General features: G+C 67.8%; 11 protein-coding genes and 3 rRNA genes. 2 read left to right on the top strand and 12 right to left on the bottom strand.

Features of this window, described 5'->3' with window-relative positions; all coding sequences use genetic code 11:
- Both mtrA and mtnA read right to left on the bottom strand, forming a co-directional pair.
- The gene (gene mtrA, locus HUT19_RS25090) at nt 1–678 is read right to left on the bottom strand and encodes a two-component system response regulator MtrA (RefSeq protein ID WP_030250475.1); all 678 of its coding nucleotides are present in this window, start codon (nt 676–678) and stop codon (nt 1–3) included.
- A complete protein-coding gene (gene mtnA, locus HUT19_RS25085) occupies nt 675–1,832 on the bottom strand; it encodes an S-methyl-5-thioribose-1-phosphate isomerase (protein WP_176182616.1) in 1,158 nt (385 codons plus the stop codon). Before mtnA ends, mtrA begins: the two co-directional genes overlap by 4 nt.
- A 149-nt stretch (nt 1,833–1,981) precedes the next feature.
- Between mtnA and HUT19_RS25080 the strand changes: the two genes are divergently transcribed.
- Nucleotides 1,982–3,295: a hypothetical protein gene (locus HUT19_RS25080; protein ID WP_176182615.1), complete on the top strand. Its 1,314-nt coding sequence runs from the start codon at nt 1,982–1,984 to the stop codon at nt 3,293–3,295.
- A 384-nt stretch (nt 3,296–3,679) separates the two neighbouring features.
- Here HUT19_RS25080 and rrf read toward each other — a convergent pair.
- The 5 genes from rrf to ahcY form a co-directional block, all read right to left on the bottom strand.
- Nucleotides 3,680–3,796, bottom strand: a 5S ribosomal RNA gene (rrf, locus tag HUT19_RS25075).
- A 71-nt stretch (nt 3,797–3,867) separates the two neighbouring features.
- Nucleotides 3,868–6,989, bottom strand: a 23S ribosomal RNA gene (locus HUT19_RS25070).
- Nucleotides 6,990–7,268: 279 nt separating this feature from the next.
- Nucleotides 7,269–8,790: ribosomal RNA gene (locus HUT19_RS25065) — 16S ribosomal RNA — on the bottom strand.
- The 16S, 23S and 5S rRNA genes sit together here, the layout of an rRNA operon.
- A gap of 599 nt (nt 8,791–9,389) precedes the next feature.
- Entirely contained in the window at nt 9,390–10,007 is a 618-nt protein-coding gene (locus HUT19_RS25060) for a hypothetical protein (protein ID WP_176187274.1), read from the bottom strand.
- A gap of 122 nt (nt 10,008–10,129) precedes the next feature.
- Nucleotides 10,130–11,587 carry an adenosylhomocysteinase gene (gene ahcY / locus HUT19_RS25055; RefSeq protein WP_176182614.1) on the bottom strand — a complete coding sequence of 486 codons (1,458 nt, stop codon included), beginning with the start codon at nt 11,585–11,587 and terminating at the stop codon, nt 10,130–10,132.
- 399 nt (nt 11,588–11,986) lie between these two features.
- Here ahcY and HUT19_RS25050 point away from each other — a divergent pair, with 399 nt between their 5' ends.
- The gene (locus HUT19_RS25050) at nt 11,987–14,182 is read left to right on the top strand and encodes a fructose-specific PTS transporter subunit EIIC (protein ID WP_176182613.1); all 2,196 of its coding nucleotides are present in this window, start codon (nt 11,987–11,989) and stop codon (nt 14,180–14,182) included.
- A 100-nt stretch (nt 14,183–14,282) separates the two neighbouring features.
- Here HUT19_RS25050 and HUT19_RS25045 read toward each other — a convergent pair whose 3' ends face one another.
- From HUT19_RS25045 to HUT19_RS25025, 5 genes are all read right to left on the bottom strand, one after another.
- Nucleotides 14,283–15,200: a cation diffusion facilitator family transporter gene (locus HUT19_RS25045; RefSeq protein WP_176182612.1), complete on the bottom strand. Its 918-nt coding sequence runs from the start codon at nt 15,198–15,200 to the stop codon at nt 14,283–14,285.
- Nucleotides 15,201–15,293: 93 nt separating this feature from the next.
- Nucleotides 15,294–16,514 carry a mannose-6-phosphate isomerase, class I gene (manA, locus tag HUT19_RS25040; RefSeq protein WP_176182611.1) on the bottom strand — a complete coding sequence of 407 codons (1,221 nt, stop codon included), beginning with the start codon at nt 16,512–16,514 and terminating at the stop codon, nt 15,294–15,296.
- A 96-nt stretch (nt 16,515–16,610) separates the two neighbouring features.
- Entirely contained in the window at nt 16,611–17,942 is a 1,332-nt protein-coding gene (locus tag HUT19_RS25035; protein WP_176182610.1) for an SIS domain-containing protein, read from the bottom strand.
- Between the two features lie 112 nt (nt 17,943–18,054).
- Nucleotides 18,055–18,237 carry a Trm112 family protein gene (locus HUT19_RS25030; protein ID WP_176182609.1) on the bottom strand — a complete coding sequence of 61 codons (183 nt, stop codon included), beginning with the start codon at nt 18,235–18,237 and terminating at the stop codon, nt 18,055–18,057.
- Between the two features lie 901 nt (nt 18,238–19,138).
- Nucleotides 19,139–20,497: a phosphomannomutase/phosphoglucomutase gene (locus HUT19_RS25025; RefSeq protein WP_176182608.1), complete on the bottom strand. Its 1,359-nt coding sequence runs from the start codon at nt 20,495–20,497 to the stop codon at nt 19,139–19,141.
- Nucleotides 20,498–20,563: the final 66 nt, after the last annotated feature.

The following is a 20,563-nucleotide window of genomic DNA, read 5'->3' as shown; positions in this document are numbered from 1 at the left end:
TCAGCTGGGTCCGGCCTTGTAGCCGACACCGCGCACGGTCACCACGATCTCCGGCCGCTCCGGGTCCTTCTCGACCTTCGACCGCAGCCGCTGCACATGCACATTCACCAGCCGGGTATCGGCGGCATGCCGATAGCCCCACACCTGCTCCAGCAGCACCTCACGGGTGAACACCTGCCACGGCTTACGGGCCAGGGCCACCAGGAGATCGAACTCCAGCGGTGTCAGCGCTATCGACTGGCCGTCGCGCTTCACCGAGTGCCCGGCCACGTCGATCACCAGATCGCCGATGGCCAGCTGCTCGGGCGCCGGCTCCTCGGAGCGCCGCAGCCGCGCCCTGATCCGGGCCACCAGCTCCTTCGGCTTGAACGGCTTGACGATGTAGTCGTCCGCGCCGGACTCCAGCCCGACCACCACATCCACGGTGTCGCTCTTGGCCGTGAGCATGACGATCGGCACCCCGGACTCGGCCCGGATCAGCCGGCACACCTCGATACCGTCCCGGCCGGGCAGCATGAGATCGAGCAGCACCAGGTCGGGTTTGGCCTCGCGGAAGGCGGCTAGGGCCTTGTCCCCGTCCGACACGAACGACGGTTCAAAGCCTTCGCCGCGCAGCACGATGCCGAGCATCTCTGCCAGTGCGGTGTCGTCGTCGACGACAAGGACGCGTCCCTTCATATCGACATCATCCCATTACCCGATCGTGACCTGCCGCACAGCTCCGCGATGCCGTCCCCGGTGACCGGCGAGACGACGCCGTCCTCGGTGACGATCGCCGTCACCAACTCCGGTGGTGTGATGTCAAAGGCCGGATTGTGGGCCTGTGTTCCCAGGGGTGCGACCGGCACTCCGGTGCCCGCCTCGGACCCGGCACCCGGAGCATGCGGAATTGTGATGTCTGTCACCTCATAGCCGGGGCGCTGCTCGACCTCGATCGCGGCGCCGTCAGGAGTATCCAGGTCAACGGTGGTGGTCGGGGCTACCACCACAAAGGGCACATGGTGGTAGCGGGCCAGAACGGCCAGCGGATAACTGCCCACTTTGTTGGCCACCGAGCCGTCCGCGGCGATACGGTCCGCGCCTATCACCACCGCGTCCACCTCGCCCGCCGAGAACAGCGAACCCGCCGCGTTATCGCTCAGCAGCGTGTACGCCATGCCCGCCCGGGCCGCCTCGTACGCCGTCAAGCGGGCCCCCTGCAACAGCGGCCGGGTCTCGTCCACCCACAGCCGCCGCAGCTGACCGGACCGGTGCACCGCCTTGACCACCGCCAGGGCGGTCCCCTCGCCCCCGGAGACCAGCGAACCGGAGTTGCAGTGGGTGAGGATCCGGAAGCCCCCGGCGGGCAGCAGTTCATGCAGCAGCGCCTGGCCGTGCTCCGCCATCCGCGCACTGGCCTCGGCGTCCTCCCGGTGCAGCGCACGGGCCTCCGCCAGGGCGGCCGCGGCCGCCCGCTCTCCCTCCGCACCGCTTTTGACCGCCGCGTGATAGGCGGCCGCGGCCCGGCGGACGCCGTAGCCGAGATTGACGGCGGTGGGACGGGCATGGGCGAGGGACTCGGCGGCCTCGTCCACATCGAAGCCACGCGCGGCCGCCAGCGCGACCCCGTACGCACCGGCGATCCCCAGCAGTGGAGCGCCGCGTACGGCCAGTGACCGGATCGCCTCCACCAGGGCCGGAACATCGGTGCAGACCAGATCCACCTCCTCGGCGGGAAGCCTTGTCTGGTCGAGGAGCACCAGAACGGGCCCTTCCGGGGGTTCCTCCCAGCGCAACGCAAAAGCAACGGGGGAAACGGAGCCTTCCGGGGACACCGGATGCTGATCAGCCATCCGCCCAGTCTGCCCTGTACGGCACCGACTATTGAAGTGCTGAGCCACGCACAGCGACCGGTCCACGGTGTGACGCACCGTGGCACGATGGCTGGCAACCGCCCGTCGCCGCATCCGCGACCGGCCGACGAACAACCTACGGAGCGACGATGAACGACTCTCCGGGCCGGATCCCGCCCGGATCGTCCCCTTCCGACGAGCCGGAACACGGCACTCGGCAGCAGGACGAACCCTCCGACCGGCCGGTGCCGGAGCAACCGGCTCCCGAGCAGCCCGTCCGGGGCGCCGGATGGTCCAAACGGCAGCCGCCCGCCGGACGCTGGGCCGCCTCCACCGGCAGCACCCCCACTCCTCCACCCCCGCCCCCGGCCGGACCGCCACAGGGCGGCGGAGGATGGGGCGTCCCGCCACAGGGCGGAGGATGGGGCAGCACCGGCCGGCGGACAGCGCCGCCCGCCCCGCGCCCCGGTGTGATCCCGCTGCGTCCGCTGGCTGTCAGCGAGATCCTCGACGGTGCCATCGCCACCATGCGCGCCCACTGGCGCACGGTGCTCGGCATCTCGCTCGCGGTCTCGATCGTCACCCAGGGCCTGATCACCGCCGCCACCGGACTCTGGTTCCGCAATACCTCCACCAGCACCGATGTGCTCGAGAACCCGGACGCGACGCTGAGTGAGGCGATGCGCGCGGTCGGCACGGCCATGGGGGACAGCGCGGTCACCCTGCTGATCGGCGTCCTCGGCACGATCGTCACCACGGCCCTGCTGACCGTGGTCACCGCACGGGCCGTGCTGGGCCGGTCGGTCTCCACCGGCGAGGCATGGGGCGGCGCCCGGCCCCACCTCCTTCAGCTGTGCGGCCTGCTCTTCCTCATCCCCGTCATCGCCGCGGGGGTGATGGCCGCGGGCATGGCCCCGGGGGTGCTGCTCACCCTGGCGGGAGTGGAGAGCGAGGGCACCACCCTCGCCGCGCTCGGCGGGCTGGCGGGAGCCGGCGCCGCCCTCTGGCTCTGGATCCGCTTCAGCCTGGCCGCCCCCGCGCTGATGCTGGAGAAGCAGGGGATCATCGCGGCCCTGCGCCGCTCCGCCAAGCTGGTGCACGGCTCCTGGGGACGCGTCTTCGGCGTCCAACTCCTGACGATCGTCCTGATCTTCATCGTCGGCACCATCGTCGAGATCCCCACCAGCATGGCCGCCATGGTGATCGGTGGGGACAGCGCGATGGACTGGCTGTCCGGCGAGGCCGTCTCCGTCGGCTGGACCTTCCTGGTCGTCATCGGGATCGGCGGGGTGATCAGCTCGACCATCACCTTCCCGATCAGCGCCGGGGTGACCGCCCTTCTCTACATGGATCAGCGCATCCGGCGCGAGGCCCTCGATGTGGAGCTGGCCCGTGCCGCCGGGGTGCCGGGGTACAAGACGAAGGATCAGGACTCCGACCACGGTGCCGGTCTGACGTCCTGACAGCCCGCTCGGAAGCCTTGAGCGGGACGGTGGAGGGGACAGCGGCTGAAGCGATGTCATCGCGTCATGCACGGTGTGATGCGGTGTCATCGTGCACCCCCTCCTCCCGTCCGGTCCGGCGCCCCTCCGGCCGTCTGGACTCGATTCCCTCCGGCCCCTTCCGGCCGACCAGCCGGACCCGTTGACGACCGGTCAACTGGCCCCCCTTGAACCCACTCTGAGCGGCCTGGACCTCCCCACGCCAGAGCGCAGATGCCTTTTCACCCGATCCGGTGGAACACCCGATCCAGTGGAACCTGAATGTGCGGCAGTGGTTCTGATGGTTCTGAACGCAAAAATGCCTCGGTCCCGGACACATGGTGTCCGGGACCGAGGCTAAAGATTGTTCGGCGGCGTCCTACTCTCCCACAGGGTCCCCCCTGCAGTACCATCGGCGCTGAAAGGCTTAGCTTCCGGGTTCGGAATGTAACCGGGCGTTTCCCTAACGCAATGACCACCGAAACACTATAAAGTTGAACCGGACATGGACACGGTTCATTACTTCAGAACCAACACAGTGGACGCGAGCAACTGAGGACAAGCCCTCGGCCTATTAGTACCAGTCAACTCCACCGGTCACCCGGCTTCCATATCTGGCCTATCAACCCAGTCGTCTACTGGGAGCCTTAACCCATCAAGTGGGTGGGAGCCCTCATCTCGAAGCAGGCTTCCCGCTTAGATGCTTTCAGCGGTTATCCCTCCCGAACGTAGCCAACCAGCCATGCCCTTGGCAGGACAACTGGCACACCAGAGGTTCGTCCGTCCCGGTCCTCTCGTACTAGGGACAGCCCTTCTCAAGACTCCTACGCGCACAGCGGATAGGGACCGAACTGTCTCACGACGTTCTAAACCCAGCTCGCGTACCGCTTTAATGGGCGAACAGCCCAACCCTTGGGACCGACTCCAGCCCCAGGATGCGACGAGCCGACATCGAGGTGCCAAACCATCCCGTCGATATGGACTCTTGGGGAAGATCAGCCTGTTATCCCCGGGGTACCTTTTATCCGTTGAGCGACGGCGCTTCCACAAGCCACCGCCGGATCACTAGTCCCGACTTTCGTCCCTGCTCGACCCGTCAGTCTCACAGTCAAGCTCCCTTGTGCACTTACACTCAACACCTGATTGCCAACCAGGCTGAGGGAACCTTTGGGCGCCTCCGTTACCCTTTAGGAGGCAACCGCCCCAGTTAAACTACCCACCAGACACTGTCCCTGATCCGGATCACGGACCCAGGTTAGACATCCAGCACGACCAGAGTGGTATTTCAACAATGACTCCCCCTGAACTGGCGTCCAGAGTTCACAGTCTCCCACCTATCCTACACAAGCCGAACCGAACACCAATATCAAGCTGTAGTAAAGGTCCCGGGGTCTTTCCGTCCTGCTGCGCGAAACGAGCATCTTTACTCGTAATGCAATTTCACCGGGCCTATGGTTGAGACAGTCGAGAAGTCGTTACGCCATTCGTGCAGGTCGGAACTTACCCGACAAGGAATTTCGCTACCTTAGGATGGTTATAGTTACCACCGCCGTTTACTGGCGCTTAAGTTCTCAGCTTCGCCCCACCGAAATGGAGCTAACCGGTCCCCTTAACGTTCCAGCACCGGGCAGGCGTCAGTCCGTATACATCGCCTTACGGCTTCGCACGGACCTGTGTTTTTAGTAAACAGTCGCTTCTCGCTGGTCTCTGCGGCCACCACCAGCTCACACTGCAAGAGTGATCACCAGCAATGGCCCCCCTTCTCCCGAAGTTACGGGGGCATTTTGCCGAGTTCCTTGACCATAGTTCACCCGAACGCCTCGGTATTCTCTACCTGACCACCTGAGTCGGTTTAGGGTACGGGCCGCCATGAAACTCGCTAGAGGCTTTTCTCGACAGCATAGGATCATCCACTTCACCACAATCGGCTCGGCATCAGGTCTCACCCCTATATGAGGAACGGATTTACCTGCTCCTCGGGCTACACCCTTACCCCGGGACAACCACCGCCCGGGCTGGACTACCTTCCTGCGTCACCCCATCACTCACCTAATACAGGTCTGGTCCGTCGGTTCCACCACTCCCCTTTGCCCGAAGGCTCCAGGGCGGCTTCACGGACTTAGCATCGCCTGGTTCAGCGTTGGCGCTTCAAAGCGGGTACCGGAATATCAACCGGTTGTCCATCGACTACGCCTGTCGGCCTCGCCTTAGGTCCCGACTTACCCTGGGCAGATCAGCTTGACCCAGGAACCCTTAGTCAATCGGCGCACACGTTTCCCACGTGTGTATCGCTACTCATGCCTGCATTCTCACTCGTGAACCATCCACAACTCGCTTACACGGCTGCTTCACCCGGCACACGACGCTCCCCTACCCGTCAACACACCCGTTAGGGCTATATGTATCAACGACACGACTTCGGCGGTACGCTTGAGCCCCGCTACATTGTCGGCGCGGAATCACTTGACCAGTGAGCTATTACGCACTCTTTCAAGGATGGCTGCTTCTAAGCCAACCTCCTGGTTGTCTCTGCGACTCCACATCCTTTCCCACTTAGCGTACGCTTAGGGGCCTTAGTCGATGCTCTGGGCTGTTTCCCTCTCGACCATGGAGCTTATCCCCCACAGTCTCACTGCCGCGCTCTCACTTACCGGCATTCGGAGTTTGGCTAAGGTCAGTAACCCGGTAGGGCCCATCGCCTATCCAGTGCTCTACCTCCGGCAAGAAACACACGACGCTGCACCTAAATGCATTTCGGGGAGAACCAGCTATCACGGAGTTTGATTGGCCTTTCACCCCTAACCACAGGTCATCCCCCAGGTTTTCAACCCTGGTGGGTTCGGTCCTCCACGAAGTCTTACCTCCGCTTCAACCTGCCCATGGCTAGATCACTCCGCTTCGGGTCTTGAGCGTGCTACTCCACCGCCCTCTTCGGACTCGCTTTCGCTACGGCTTCCCCACACGGGTTAACCTCGCAACACACCGCAAACTCGCAGGCTCATTCTTCAAAAGGCACGCAGTCACGACGCAGAGACAAGTCTCTGCGCGACGCTCCCACGGCTTGTAGGCACACGGTTTCAGGTACTATTTCACTCCGCTCCCGCGGTACTTTTCACCATTCCCTCACGGTACTATCCGCTATCGGTCACCAGGGAATATTTAGGCTTAGCGGGTGGTCCCGCCAGATTCACACGGGATTTCTCGGGCCCCGTGCTACTTGGGTGGCTCTCAAGCAAGTTGCTGACATTTCAGCTACGGGGGTCTTACCCTCTACGCCGGGCCTTTCGCATGCCCTTCGCCTACATCAACAATTTCTGACTCACCGACCGGCCGGCAGACCGATCAAGAAAGCTCCCACAACCCCGCATGCGCAACCCCTGCCGGGTATCACACACATACGGTTTGGCCTCATCCAGTTTCGCTCGCCACTACTCCCGGAATCACGGTTGTTTTCTCTTCCTGCGGGTACTGAGATGTTTCACTTCCCCGCGTTCCCTCCACACTGCCTATGTGTTCAGCAGCGGGTGACAGCCCATGACGACTGCCGGGTTTCCCCATTCGGACACCCCCGGATCAAAGCTCGGTTGACAGCTCCCCGGGGCCTATCGCGGCCTCCCACGTCCTTCATCGGTTCCTGGTGCCAAGGCATCCACCGTGCGCCCTTAAAAACTTGGCCACAGATGCTCGCGTCCACTGTGCAGTTCTCAAATAACGACCCGTGACCCGTCACCCACACCCACTGGCATGGTTCACCGGGACCGGCCGAAGGAACAAGCGGAATCCCGCCCATACCCTCAGACACCCAACAGCGTGCCCGACACTCCTCATCGTTTCTCCGCGTTCCACGCCGAAGCAGTACTGACAGGAAACATCCAAGGAAGTGCCGAGTAGTCAACGTTCCACCCATGAGCAACCGTGCAAGACATCTGCTCGCAGTCGGCCATGTGCTCCTTAGAAAGGAGGTGATCCAGCCGCACCTTCCGGTACGGCTACCTTGTTACGACTTCGTCCCAATCGCCAGTCCCACCTTCGACGACTCCCTCCCACAAGGGGTTGGGCCACCGGCTTCGGGTGTTACCGACTTTCGTGACGTGACGGGCGGTGTGTACAAGGCCCGGGAACGTATTCACCGCAGCAATGCTGATCTGCGATTACTAGCGACTCCGACTTCATGGGGTCGAGTTGCAGACCCCAATCCGAACTGAGACCGGCTTTTTGAGATTCGCTCCACCTCGCGGCTTCGCAGCTCATTGTACCGGCCATTGTAGCACGTGTGCAGCCCAAGACATAAGGGGCATGATGACTTGACGTCGTCCCCACCTTCCTCCGAGTTGACCCCGGCAGTCTCCTGTGAGTCCCCGGCATAACCCGCTGGCAACACAGGACAAGGGTTGCGCTCGTTGCGGGACTTAACCCAACATCTCACGACACGAGCTGACGACAGCCATGCACCACCTGTACACCGACCACAAGGGGGACCCTGTCTCCAGGGTTTTCCGGCGTATGTCAAGCCTTGGTAAGGTTCTTCGCGTTGCGTCGAATTAAGCCACATGCTCCGCCGCTTGTGCGGGCCCCCGTCAATTCCTTTGAGTTTTAGCCTTGCGGCCGTACTCCCCAGGCGGGGAACTTAATGCGTTAGCTGCGGCACGGACGACGTGGAATGTCGCCCACACCTAGTTCCCAACGTTTACGGCGTGGACTACCAGGGTATCTAATCCTGTTCGCTCCCCACGCTTTCGCTCCTCAGCGTCAGTATCGGCCCAGAGATCCGCCTTCGCCACCGGTGTTCCTCCTGATATCTGCGCATTTCACCGCTACACCAGGAATTCCGATCTCCCCTACCGAACTCTAGCCTGCCCGTATCGAATGCAGACCCGGGGTTAAGCCCCGGGCTTTCACATCCGACGCGACAAGCCGCCTACGAGCTCTTTACGCCCAATAATTCCGGACAACGCTCGCGCCCTACGTATTACCGCGGCTGCTGGCACGTAGTTAGCCGGCGCTTCTTCTGCAGGTACCGTCACTTGCGCTTCTTCCCTGCTGAAAGAGGTTTACAACCCGAAGGCCGTCATCCCTCACGCGGCGTCGCTGCATCAGGCTTTCGCCCATTGTGCAATATTCCCCACTGCTGCCTCCCGTAGGAGTCTGGGCCGTGTCTCAGTCCCAGTGTGGCCGGTCGCCCTCTCAGGCCGGCTACCCGTCGTCGCCTTGGTAGGCCATCACCCCACCAACAAGCTGATAGGCCGCGGGCTCATCCTGCACCGCCGGAGCTTTCCACCACCAGACCATGCGGTCGGCGGTCATATCCGGTATTAGACCCCGTTTCCAGGGCTTGTCCCAGAGTGCAGGGCAGATTGCCCACGTGTTACTCACCCGTTCGCCACTAATCCCCGGCCGAAACCGGTTCATCGTTCGACTTGCATGTGTTAAGCACGCCGCCAGCGTTCGTCCTGAGCCAGGATCAAACTCTCCGTGAATGCTTCCGGGATATCCCGGTCAACACTGCACGAGAGCGGAACCATCGGAGGAATAGTCCGACGGTTCACAGCGTCCTCGCTGTGTGTGTTTCTTCAAAGGAACCTCGACCACATCGACGATGCGGACGGGGTATCAACATATCTGGCGTTGACTTTTGGCACGCTGTTGAGTTCTCAAGGAACGGACGCTTCCTTCGAAACCGTTTCACCGGCTTCTCCGGGCTTCCCTTCGGTGTTTCCAACCTTACCAGATCCGTTTTCCGGTCCGTTTCCGAACCGCATTCCGATTCTGGTGGCCGCTGGAGGGCCTTTGCCTTTCGGCGCGTTTTGACTTTAGCAGACTCGCTTCGGCCGACCTAATCGGCTCTGCGTTACCTACGGGGTCAAAGGTGCTCGCCGGAATTCCATTCGTGGATATCATGGACGAGCGATTTAGATGCCAACGGCTGCTGGCGAGCATACTCTGCTCGTCGCAACCGTTAAAACCTACCTCCACGTGCCACCCATGTCAACAGGTGTCGGGGAGATGAACACCGTAGCAGCTCAGACGGGCCCGACGCACATCCGGCTGGGCACAGCTCCCGGGGGCACCGCCCGCGTCAGGCCGCGAAGCTCGACGGCGGGCTCTCCAGCTCCTCCAGCTCGATACCAGGGGCGGCCAGCACCACGTCTCCCGCGAGGTGGACGGTGTGCTGTTCGCCGGTGTCCACCTCGCCGACCTGGTATTCGTCCACGGTCAGTGGGCCGGTGTCAGTGGTGTGTGCCGTCCGGTCCGCCAGGGCCCAGGACTGGTCCAGGGTGCGGGGGGCGAGCACCGGATCGGTCAGCGCGACCAGCCGGACGCGGGTCGCGGGAGCCCCGGGGGTGAGCCGCAGCAGCCGGGAGATCGCGACGAGAAAGGCCGGAGAGGCGCCGGTGAAGCCATGGGCGGCGACATTGCCCTCGGTCGCGTGCTCACCCGTGGGGTCCATACGGACCCAGGTCACCCCATCCAGCGCGGCGCCCCGGACCTGCCAGCTCGCGGAGTGCAGCTCCAGCCGGAGCGGCCGGCCCAGCTCGTCGAGGGTGAGATCCACGGAACCGGTGTGATCGCCCGAGGGAGAGGTGCGCTGGGCGACGTAGCGCCATCCGCTGGGGCCCGGTGCGCACTGGAAGTGCTCTTCGCCGAGGGGCGTGTGGTCGTGCGGATCGTGGAGGGAGTAGCGGCCGCGGGGCATGGTGTGGTCCTTGACGAACGAGGGCTGCCGCCCGGTCGCCACGGGGGCGCCGGGCGGACCCCGGGGCCCCCGCCGCACGGGCGGGGGCCGTTGATCAGTACCGATTGATCAGTAGCGGGTGATCAGTAGCGGTAGTGGTCGGGCTTGTACGGGCCTTCGACCGGAACGCCGATGTAGCTGGCCTGCTCCGGACGGAGCGTGGTCAGCTTGGCGCCCAGGGCGTCCAGGTGCAGCCGGGCGACCTTCTCGTCCAGGTGCTTGGGCAGAACGTAGACGTCGGTCGGGTAGGACTCCGGCTTGGTGAACAGTTCGATCTGCGCGATCGTCTGGTTCGCGAAGGAGTTGGACATCACGAACGACGGGTGGCCCGTGGCGTTGCCCAGGTTCAGCAGCCGGCCCTCGGACAGCACGATGAGCTTCTTGCCCTCGGGGAAGGTCCAGGTGTGGACCTGCGGCTTGACCTCGTCCCTGACGATGCCCGGGATGGCGGCGAGACCGGCCATGTCGATCTCGTTGTCGAAGTGGCCGATGTTCCCGACGATCGCCTGGTGCTTCATCCTGGCCATGTCGGAGGCCAGGATGATGTCCTTGTTGCCGGTCGTGGTGATGAAGATGTCGGCCGTCTCCACCACGTCCTCCAGGGTGGCGACCTGGTAGCCGTCCATCGCCGCCTGGAGCGCGCAGATCGGGTCGATCTCGGTGATGATCACCCGCGCGCCCTGGCCGCGGAGCGACTCGGCGCAGCCCTTGCCCACGTCGCCGTAGCCGCAGACGACCGCGACCTTGCCGCCGATCAGCACATCGGTGGCGCGGTTGATGCCGTCGATCAGGGAGTGGCGGCAGCCGTACTTGTTGTCGAACTTCGACTTGGTGACCGCGTCGTTGACGTTGATCGCCGGGAAGAGCAGCGAGCCGTCGCGCTGCATCTCGTAGAGGCGGTGGACGCCGGTGGTGGTCTCCTCGGTGACACCACGGATCTCGGAGGCCAGCTGGGTCCACTTCTGCGGGCTCTCGGCGATGGTGCGGTTGAGCAGCTCGAGGATGACCCGGTGCTCCTCGTTCTCCGCCGTGGAGACGTCCGGGGCGGCACCGGCCTTCTCGTACTCGACGCCCTTGTGCACCAGGAGGGTGGCGTCACCGCCGTCGTCCAGGATCATGTTGGGGCCGCCGGTGGGAGTGCCCGGCCAGGTCAGCGCCTGCTCGGTGCACCACCAGTACTCCTCCAGCGTCTCGCCCTTCCAGGCGAACACCGGGATGCCCCGCGGGTTCTCCGGGGTGCCGTCCGGACCGACGGCGATCGCGGCGGCCGCGTGGTCCTGGGTGGAGAAGATGTTGCAGGAGGCCCACCGGACCTCGGCGCCGAGGGAGACGAGCGTCTCGATCAGGACCGCGGTCTGCACCGTCATGTGCAGCGAGCCGGTGATCCGCGCGCCCGCCAGCGGCTGGGAGGCGGCGTACTCCTTGCGGATCGCCATCAGGCCGGGCATCTCGTGCTCGGCGAGGGTGATCTCCTTACGGCCGAAGGCGGCCAAGGACAGGTCGGCGACCTTGAAGTCCTGACCGGAGACGGCTGTCGTCATAGTTGCTGCTCCTCATCGAAATCGATCGGCTGCGAGCGAGAGTGTTCGGCTGGGCATGCGGGTCGGCGGACAGGGGGTGTCGGCAACACGGCGAGACACACCTGTCCCCTGGATTCGCACTGCGCAGTCCGTCGGAGGCCCTCTCTCCCTCGGCCGGTCCGCGGAACGGACCGCCCGACCGCCATCAGCAGCGACGTCTGGCTCGGTCACGAATCTACACCGATCGGCGCAGTGATCCCCAGCCCGTACGGGCGCTCTTCGGCCGCGAATCCAGGGCGGGCGGTGTACCCGTCCGGACGACCGGCCTCTTTGATCCCGTCCACATGTATTGCAGGATGCCGCGAGCGCGGGGACGCTTGCACACTCCCGCGCCCGCTCGAACGCCGTAAGGAGAACGACGTGACCAGTCCAGCCGAACCCCCGGGCGGTGCCGGGGCCAGAGGTCCAGGGCTCAAGCTGCTCGCGGTGACAGCCTGCCCGACGGGCATCGCCCACACCTATATGGCCGCTGAAAAACTGGCCCAGGCCGCGGAATCGCTCGGCCACAGCATGAAGGTGGAGACCCAAGGGTCCATCGGGGCCGAGAACGTACTGTCTGACAACGATGTCACAGAGGCGGACGGCATCATCATCGCGGCCGACAAGGACGTCGACCGCAGCCGGTTCACCGGCAAGCGGGTGCTGGTCGTCGGAGTCGCCGAGGGCATCCACCACCCCGAGCGGCTGATCGAGCGGGTACGCAGCGCGCCGGTCCACCAGGGGGACGGCGGGGGCGCGGCCGGTACGACGGGCCAGGCGTCCGGCGGCTCCGGTGACTCCGGTGGCGGCAAGGGGCGCAGCCTCACCTACAAGGCGCTCATGAACGGCGTCTCGTACATGATTCCGTTTGTCGTGGTCGGCGGACTGCTGATCGCGGTCTCGCTCGCGCTGGGCGGTGACACGACGTCCAAGGGCATCGTCATCCCCGACGACTCCTTCTGGAAGGCGGTCAACGACATCGGCGTCATCGGCTTCCAGCTGATGATCCCGATCCTGTCCGGCTATATCGCCTACGCGATCGCCGACCGGCCCGCGCTGGTGCCCGGCATGGTCGGCGGATGGATCGCCGCCCATGGCGAGCTGTACGACAGCGAGGCGGGCGCCGGGTTCATCGGAGCGATCGTCACCGGCTTCCTGGCCGGCTATCTGGTGCGGTGGATCAAGAAGGTCAAGGTCCCCACGTTCGTCCAGCCGATCATGCCGATCATCGTGATCCCGATCGTGGCGACCTCGGTGCTCGGTCTCTTCTTCGTCTATGTGCTCGGCGAGCCGATCGCCTGGGTCTTCGAGCACCTCACCGACTGGCTGGGCGGACTGACCGGCACCAGCGCGGCGCTGCTCGGCATCATCCTCGGGCTGATGATCGCGTTCGACATGGGCGGTCCGGTCAACAAGACGGCGTTCCTCTTCGGTGCCGGGCTGGTCTCCAAGAACCCTGAGGTCATGGGTATGTGCGCGGCGGCCATTCCGGTTCCGCCGCTGGGCCAGGGGCTGGCCACGCTCATCCGTCGCCGGATGTTCGACGACCAGGAGCGGGAGACCGGGCTCGCGGCGCTGTTCATGGGCTTCTTCGGGATCACCGAGGGCGCGATTCCGTTCGCGGCGGCGCGTCCGGCACGGGTCATTCCGGCGAACATGCTCGGCGGCGCGGTGGCCGGTGCCATAGCGGGACTGGCGTCGGTCGAGGACAACGTGCCGCACGGCGGGCCGATCGTGGCGGTGCTGGGCGCGGTCAACGGGGTGCCGATGTTCTTCGTCGCAGTGATCGTCGGTACGGCGGTCACCGGGCTGGTGACGATCGCGCTGATGTCCCTGGGCCAGGGCCAGCGCGGCGCGAACGGCGGGAGCACGGCGGCGGTCGCCGGGGCGGGCGGCCTCGTCCCGGCGCCCGCGGCTGCCCCCGAGCCGGTTCCGGCCGGGGTGGCGAGCGGCGGCGGGAGCGGGGGCGGTACGGGTGCCGCGAAGGCCAGCGCCGCCCCGGACCGTACGACCGTGCCCGTCGCAGCGGATGCGGCCGCCACCGCCGTCGGCCCCGCGTCACCGTCCACCTCGGACACGGATGCGGACGCGGACGCGGATGCGGACGCGGATGGCGGTGCCCCGGCGCTGTCCGGCTATCTGACCGAGCGGACGGTCGCGGAGCAGCTGACCGCCGACGGCAAGGACGCCGCGATCCGTGCGATGGCCGCCCTGCTCGCCACCACCGGCAAGGTCGCCGACGCCGACGAGCTGGTGCGCGCCGCGCTCGCCCGGGAGGAGCAGGGCACCACCGGTCTCGGCGAGGAGATCGCGATTCCGCACGCCAAGACGGACGCGGTGACCGCTCCCCTGGTCGGCTTCGCCCGGTCCGACGAGGGCATCGAATGGGGGGCGCCGGACGGGACCAGGGCCCGGCTGATCTTCATGATCTCGGTGCCGGAGGCCGCCGCGGGCGATGAGCATCTGCGGATCCTGGCGCTGCTGTCGCGGAAGCTGATGTCCGCGGAGTTCCGGGAGCGGCTGCTGACCGCTCCGGACAAGGCGGCGATCCTGCGGGTCCTGGGCGAGATCGAGTAGCGCCCTCCCAGAACCCGGAGACGGGAGAAACGGCATCGGCCTTCCGGACCGCGTGACCGCGTGGGCCCGGAAGGCCGATGGCCGTCTCCGACGAGACCGATCAGGCAGCGGTCCGGAGGATGTCCGGCTCCAGGTAGATCACCCGGGCGATGGGCACCGCCTCGCGGACCCGCGCCTCCGCCGCGTCGATCGCGCGGGCCACCTCCGCCGCCGTGTCGTCGTGCTGCACCGCGACCTTGGCGGCGACCAGCAGTTCCTCGGGGCCGAGGTGGAGCGTCCGCATGTGGATCAGGCCGGTGACGGTCTCGCCGTCGACCAGCGCGGCACGGATCTTCGCGACCTGTTCGGCGTCGGCCGCCTCGCCCAGCAGCAGCGACTTCGTCTCCGCCGCGAGCACCAGGGCGATCAGCACCAGCAGCACGCCGATGCAGATGGTGCCGATGCCGTCCCAGACGGCGTCGCCGGTCAGCAGCGTGAGCCCGACGCCGCCGAGCGCGAGGAGCAGACCGACCAGCGCGCCGAGGTCCTCCAGGAGGACGACGGGCAGCTCGGGCGCCTTGGCCCGGCGGACGAACTGCGACCAGGTGAGCTTGCCGCGGACCTCGTTGGACTCCTTTATGGCCGTACGGAACGAGAAGCCCTCCGCGATGATCGCGAACAGCAGCACCCCGACCGGCCAGTACCAGTGCTCCAGCTCATGCGGGTGCTGGATCTTCTCGTAGCCCTCGTACAGGGCGAAGACACCACCGATGGTGAACAGCACGATGGAGACGAGGAAGCCGTAGATGTAGCGCTCTCGGCCGTAGCCGAAGGGGTGCTCGGGGGTGGCCTCGCGCTTGGCCTTCTTGCCGCCGAGCAGCAGCAGCCCCTGGTTGCCCGAGTCGGCCAGCGAGTGCACGCCTTCGGCGAGCATCGACGACGAGCCGCTGAAGGCGAACGCCACGAACTTGGCTGCGGCGATGGCCAGGTTTGCGCCCAGCGCGGCAACGATCGCCTTGGTTCCGCCAGATGCACTCATATGTGCCGAATGTCCCTTCCGCCTAAAGGCAGTTTTGCCTGTGCTTTACTGCGTCGGCGGGCCATTGTTCCAGCCGCTCGGCCGAGCCGTACGTCAGGCAACCAATGTGGCCCGGAACACAGTGCCCTCGCCGGTCAGCGCGACCTCCTCGCCCGCCGGGACGAACGCCGACTCCCCGCGTGCCAGGCGCAGTTCACCGCCATCGCTCCCCTCCGCACCCTCCGCACCGCCGCGCAGGGTGACCGCGCCCGCGGCACACAGCAGGATCTGCGGGGTGGCGGCGGGCAGCGCACGCGGCTCGGCGCCCTCGGCGAGGACGTAGCGCGACAGCCGGAACTCGTCGATCGGTGTCGCGTACAGCTCCTCGCCGGACGAGTCGGCCTCCGGGCGCAGGACACCGGCGGTGTCGCTCTCGAAGCGGACCACCCGCAGCAGCTCGGGGACGTCGACGTGCTTGGGCGTCAGGCCGCACCGCAGCACATTGTCGGAGTTGGCCATGATCTCGACGCCCATCCCGTCGAGGTAGGCGTGCGGAACGCCCGCGCCGAGGTAGAGCGCCTCGCCGGGCTGGAGCCGGACGAAGTTGAGCAGCATGGACGCGATCACACCGGGGTCGCCCGGGAAGTGGCGGGCGAGGGAGGCGTACGCCGCGTACGCCGGGGCGTGCGGGCCGCCGAGCGCGCCGAGCCGTTCCGCGGCGACGGCGGCCTGGTGCACGGTGTCCGCCATGGCCTCCGGGTCGGCGGTCAGTACGGCGGTGAGCACCTCGCGCAGTGCGTTTGACTCCGGGTGGGCGTGCAGGATGTCGACGTACGGCTTGAGCGAGTCGACCTCGAGGGCTGCCAGCAGCTCGGCGGTCTCATCCGGGTCACGGAAGCCGCACAGCCCGTCGAACGGCGTCAGAGCGCATATCAACTCGGGCTTGTGGTTGGCGTCCTTGTAGTTGCGGTGCGGGGCGTCGATCGGAACGCCGCGCTCCTCCTCGGCCGCGAAACCCTCCTTCGCCTGCGCCAGATCCGGGTGCACCTGGAGGGAGAGCGGGGAGGCGGCGGCGAGCACCTTCAGCAGGAACGGCAGCCGCGGCCCGAAGTGGCCGACGGCGGCGGCGCCCAGTTCGCCGTCCGGGTCGGCGGCGATCACCTCGGAGAGCGCGACCGAGCCCGCGCCCCGGTCGACCCGGGACGGTGCCCCGGGGTGCGCCCCCATCCACAGCTCGGCCTGCGGCTCACCGGTCGGCCGGACGCCCAGCAGCTCCGGGATCGCGGTGGTGGAGCCCCAGGCGTAGGGGCGCACGGTGTTGACGAGGCGGTCCATGTGGTGTGATTCCTGACTGCTGCGAAGGGATCCGGTGCGGACGGGACGGAGCCGGGTGGTGTGCGGCGGGCCGCGCCCCGTGCGCGGGTTACGGCCTCATGATCTGTCCGCCGAAGCGAGCGCGAGGTAAACGGCGGCGAAATCCGTGATGGCGAGAAGTTCCGCCGCGCTCTCCAGCAGGTTGCTGCCCTCGGCGGGCTCGAGCTCGCTGAACGCCGTGTCGTGGGCGAGGGCCAGCTCCCGCGCGTTCGGCACGGCCGAGACGCGGCCCACCGGCTCCTCGTGGAGCAGCACGATCCGGGCCCGCAGCGCCTCGGGCTCCTCGACCCGGTCGCGGAAGAAGTCATCGGGGTCGGCGCCGCCCGCGAACGCCCCGGCCAGCAGCGTGCCGTGCGCGGCCAGCGCCCCGGGCAGCTCGGCCACCAGCGCGGGCCGCCCGGCGAGTGCCGCGAGCAGCCCGGAGAAGCGCCGTCCGGCCGCGGCCGCGAGCGGGCCCTCGGTCCACAGCAGGGGAAGCGCCCCGGCCAGCTCGGCCGCGAGCGTCTTGGCGGGGTTGGTGTACGTGGCGATGGCCGGACCGCAGCGCTCGGCGACCTTGTCGAGCCGGTCGGCCACCTGCTGGAGCGCGGTGGACGGCGCGGACACCAGGCCGATCCGGTCCACGAGCACCAGCAGCGGGGTGAGCAGGGCCCAGAGCGTGCCGGGCAGGGCGGGGCCGGTCACCTCGTCGGGCGCGGTGCCCGGCGGTTCGGTGTGCTGGTGCTGCGGGGTGGCGGCGGTGTCGTGCGGCGGGGGCTCACCGATGGCGCCCTCGGCGGGGGCGCCCTCCGGCCGCGGGGGCTGCGGGGCGGCGCCGTGCTCGGCGTTCGCGTACCGGCTCGTGGTGGCCGGGCCGGTGGCGTAGGGGCTGGTGGTGTACGGGGCCGAGGAGTTGGCGCTCGCGGCCAGCGGCACCGTCAGACCGCGCGCCTGCGCGACCGCGTCCGCCAGCGGTGAGTGGCCCGGTGCGACGGCGACCAGTGCACAGCCCCGCCGGTACGCCTGCTCGACCAGGAGCGGCAGCCCCGGTTCCGTACCGTCCGGTGTCGCGATCACCAGCAGATCGAGCGGGCCCGCCCAGCCGGGCAGCGTCCAGTGCAGCGCGCCCGGCGCGGGTGCGACTCCGGTGGGGGCGATCAGGCTGACCGGGCAGTTGCCGCCGCTGAGCGCGCCGAGGAGGCCGGCGGTGCAGCTTCCGGCTCCCCCCGGCCCGGCGACCAGGACCGCGCGCGGTCGCCCGTCCGGTTTGAGATCCCCCACCCCCGCCTCGGCGGCGTGCCGGACGGCGGTACGGACCCGGGCCCCGGATTCAGCGGCTCCGCGCAACAGGCCGCGGGTGTCGGCCCGTGCGAGGGCCTCCGGGGCGTCGAGGAGGGATTCGTCGAGCATGGTGCTTCGGCCTCCGATCGCCGTGGCGGGGCGTTACGCGCGGGAGTGCGGGTGCGGCGCGGCGGTACCGGGGCCCGGCTGCGGCGGGACCCGGACGCCGTCCGACCGGCCGTCAGGCCGGGCGGCGTGCCTCGTCGACGAGCAGCACGGGGATCCCGTCCCGGACGGGGTACGCGAGTCCGCACCCCTCGCCCGTGCACACCAGCTCGGGGGTCTCCGTGGTCTGTTCCTCGCGCAGCGGGGCGTGGCACGCCGGGCAGGCGAGGATCTCCAGCAGACCGGCTTCGAGCGGCATGGGGCGTCCCTTCGGTGTGCGTCCTGCCGGATACGACTCCGGCGTGGTCAGCGTACCGCCGGGCAGGCCCCCGGCGGGGACGGCGGGCCCCGCCGGGGCCCGGTGCGGGGTTCCGGGCAATGCCCGGACTCTCGGTCGGCCCGGCCCGGCGCCGCCGGTCACCGCCGACCGGCCGGCGGCGGCCCCGGGCCGGGCGAACGGGCCGGGCCTTCGCCATCCGCCGCCGGAGGGTGGAGCCGGTGGCCCGTCCCACGTCTGAGGCGGACTTACCGCCAGGCCGTCCTGCCAGGATCGGTGAGGCCCCAAGGCGGGGCGGGCCTGCCTCGAGCCGCTCTCGAGGCGGTCCGGTGCCGCACCGGCCGCCCCCGAAGACGGGCTGCCGACCGGCGGCGGGACCCGGCGGCACCGGAGAACGAACCGGACTTCCGCCGTCCGACGACCAAAGACCGGGTCGGATGCCTGAGCCAAAGGCAGACCCACGGACCCCCCGCCGGACCGGCGAGGACCTGGTGCCGCGACGGGCCGCACCGGCCGCCCCCGAGGACCACACCCGACCGGCAGGGCCCGGCGGCACCGGAGAACGAACCGGACTTCCGCGTCCGACGCCAAGCACCGGAGTCGGATGCCCCCGACGCCAGAGGCGGACCCCAGACGGACCGCCCGCCGGACCGGCGAGGGCCCCCTGCCGCGAGGGGGCCGCACCAGTCGCAGCCGAAGACGGCGCCCGACCGGCAGGGCCCGGCGGCACCGGAGGACGCACCAGGGCCTCCGCCCTCCGGTGCCCGAGCGGGCGGCCGTCCTCACGACGGGCGCCCGGCGGCTGCCCCGCCTCCGGCGGGCCGCGGGGCCGTGAGGGCGAGCGGGGCCGGAGGGCGAGGGCCCGACCGGTGAGGCCGGTCCGTCAGGCGCGGACCAGGGAGAGGACCTCCTCGCGGACGCGGGTGACCGTTTCGGCGTCGCGGGCCTCGACGTTGAGCCGCAGCAGGGGCTCGGTGTTGGAGGGGCGGAGGTTGAACCACCAGTCGGCGGCGGTGACCGTCAGCCCGTCCAACTCGTCGAGCTCGACGCCCTCGCGGCCCTCGTACGCCGCCTTGACCGCCTCGGCGCGGGCGGTCTGGTCGGTGACGGTGCTGTTGATCTCCCCGGAGGCCGCGTAGCGGTCGTACTGCTCGACCAGCTGGGACAGCGGGCCGTCCTGGCCGCCGAGCGCGGCCAGCACGTGGAGCGCGGCGAGCATGCCGGTGTCGGCGTTCCAGAAGTCGCGGAAGTAGTAGTGCGCGGAGTGCTCTCCGCCGAAGATCGCGCCGGTGCGGGCCATCTCGGCCTTGATGAAGGAGTGGCCCACGCGGGTGCGGACGGGAGTGCCGCCGTTCTCCCCGACGACCTCGGGGACCGACCAGGAGGTGATGCAGTTGTGGATGATCGTTCCGCCCGGGTGCTTGGCCAGCTCCCTCGAGGCGACCAGGGCGGTGATGGCGGAGGGCGACACCGGCTCGCCGCGCTCGTCGACGACGAAGCAGCGGTCGGCGTCGCCGTCGAAGGCGAGGCCGATGTCGGCGCCGGTCTCCCGGACCCGGGCCTGGAGGTCGACGATGTTCTTGGGGTCGAGGGGGTTGGCCTCGTGGTGGGGGAAGGTGCCGTCCAGTTCGAAGTAGAGGGCGTCCAGGTCGAGCGGGAGGCCGTCGAAGACGGTCGGCACGGTGTGGCCGCCCATGCCGTTGCCCGCGTCCACGACGACCTTCAGCGGCCGGATGGCGGTGAGGTCGACCAGCGAGCGCAGATGGGCGGCGTAGTCGGCGAGCACGTCCCGCTGGGTGATGGTGCCGGGCGCGGCGGCGGGCTCGGGCGCCCCGGTGGCGGCCCACTCCTCGGTCAGCGAGCGGATCTCGGCGAGTCCGGAGTCCTGGCCGACGGGCGCGGCGCCCGCCCGGCACATCTTGATGCCGTTGTACTGCGCGGGGTTGTGGCTGGCGGTGAACATCGCGCCGGGCAGGTCGAGATGGCCGCTGGCGAAGTAGAGCTGGTCGGTCGAGCAGAGCCCGATCTCGGTCACGTCCACACCGAGGGAGGCGGCGCCGCGGGCGAAGGCCCGCGACAGACCGGGCGAGGAGGGGCGCATGTCATGGCCGACGACGATCGCGCTCGCACCGGTCACCCGGGCGAAGGCCGCGCCGAAGAGTTCGGAGAGTGGCTCGTCCCACTGGTCCGGGACCACACCGCGCACGTCATACGCCTTCACGATCTGCGACAAGTCGGGCACAGCCAACCCCTTCTCGAGGTCTTCTTGGAGGTCTCCACGGACCTCAAAACCTACCCGGAGGACTCA

Source organism: Streptomyces sp. NA02950 (assembly GCF_013364155.1).
Lineage (GTDB): Bacteria > Actinomycetota > Actinomycetes > Streptomycetales > Streptomycetaceae > Streptomyces.
The sequence above is the reverse complement of the archived record's forward strand: the minus strand, read 5'-3'. Positions and strand labels throughout refer to the sequence as shown.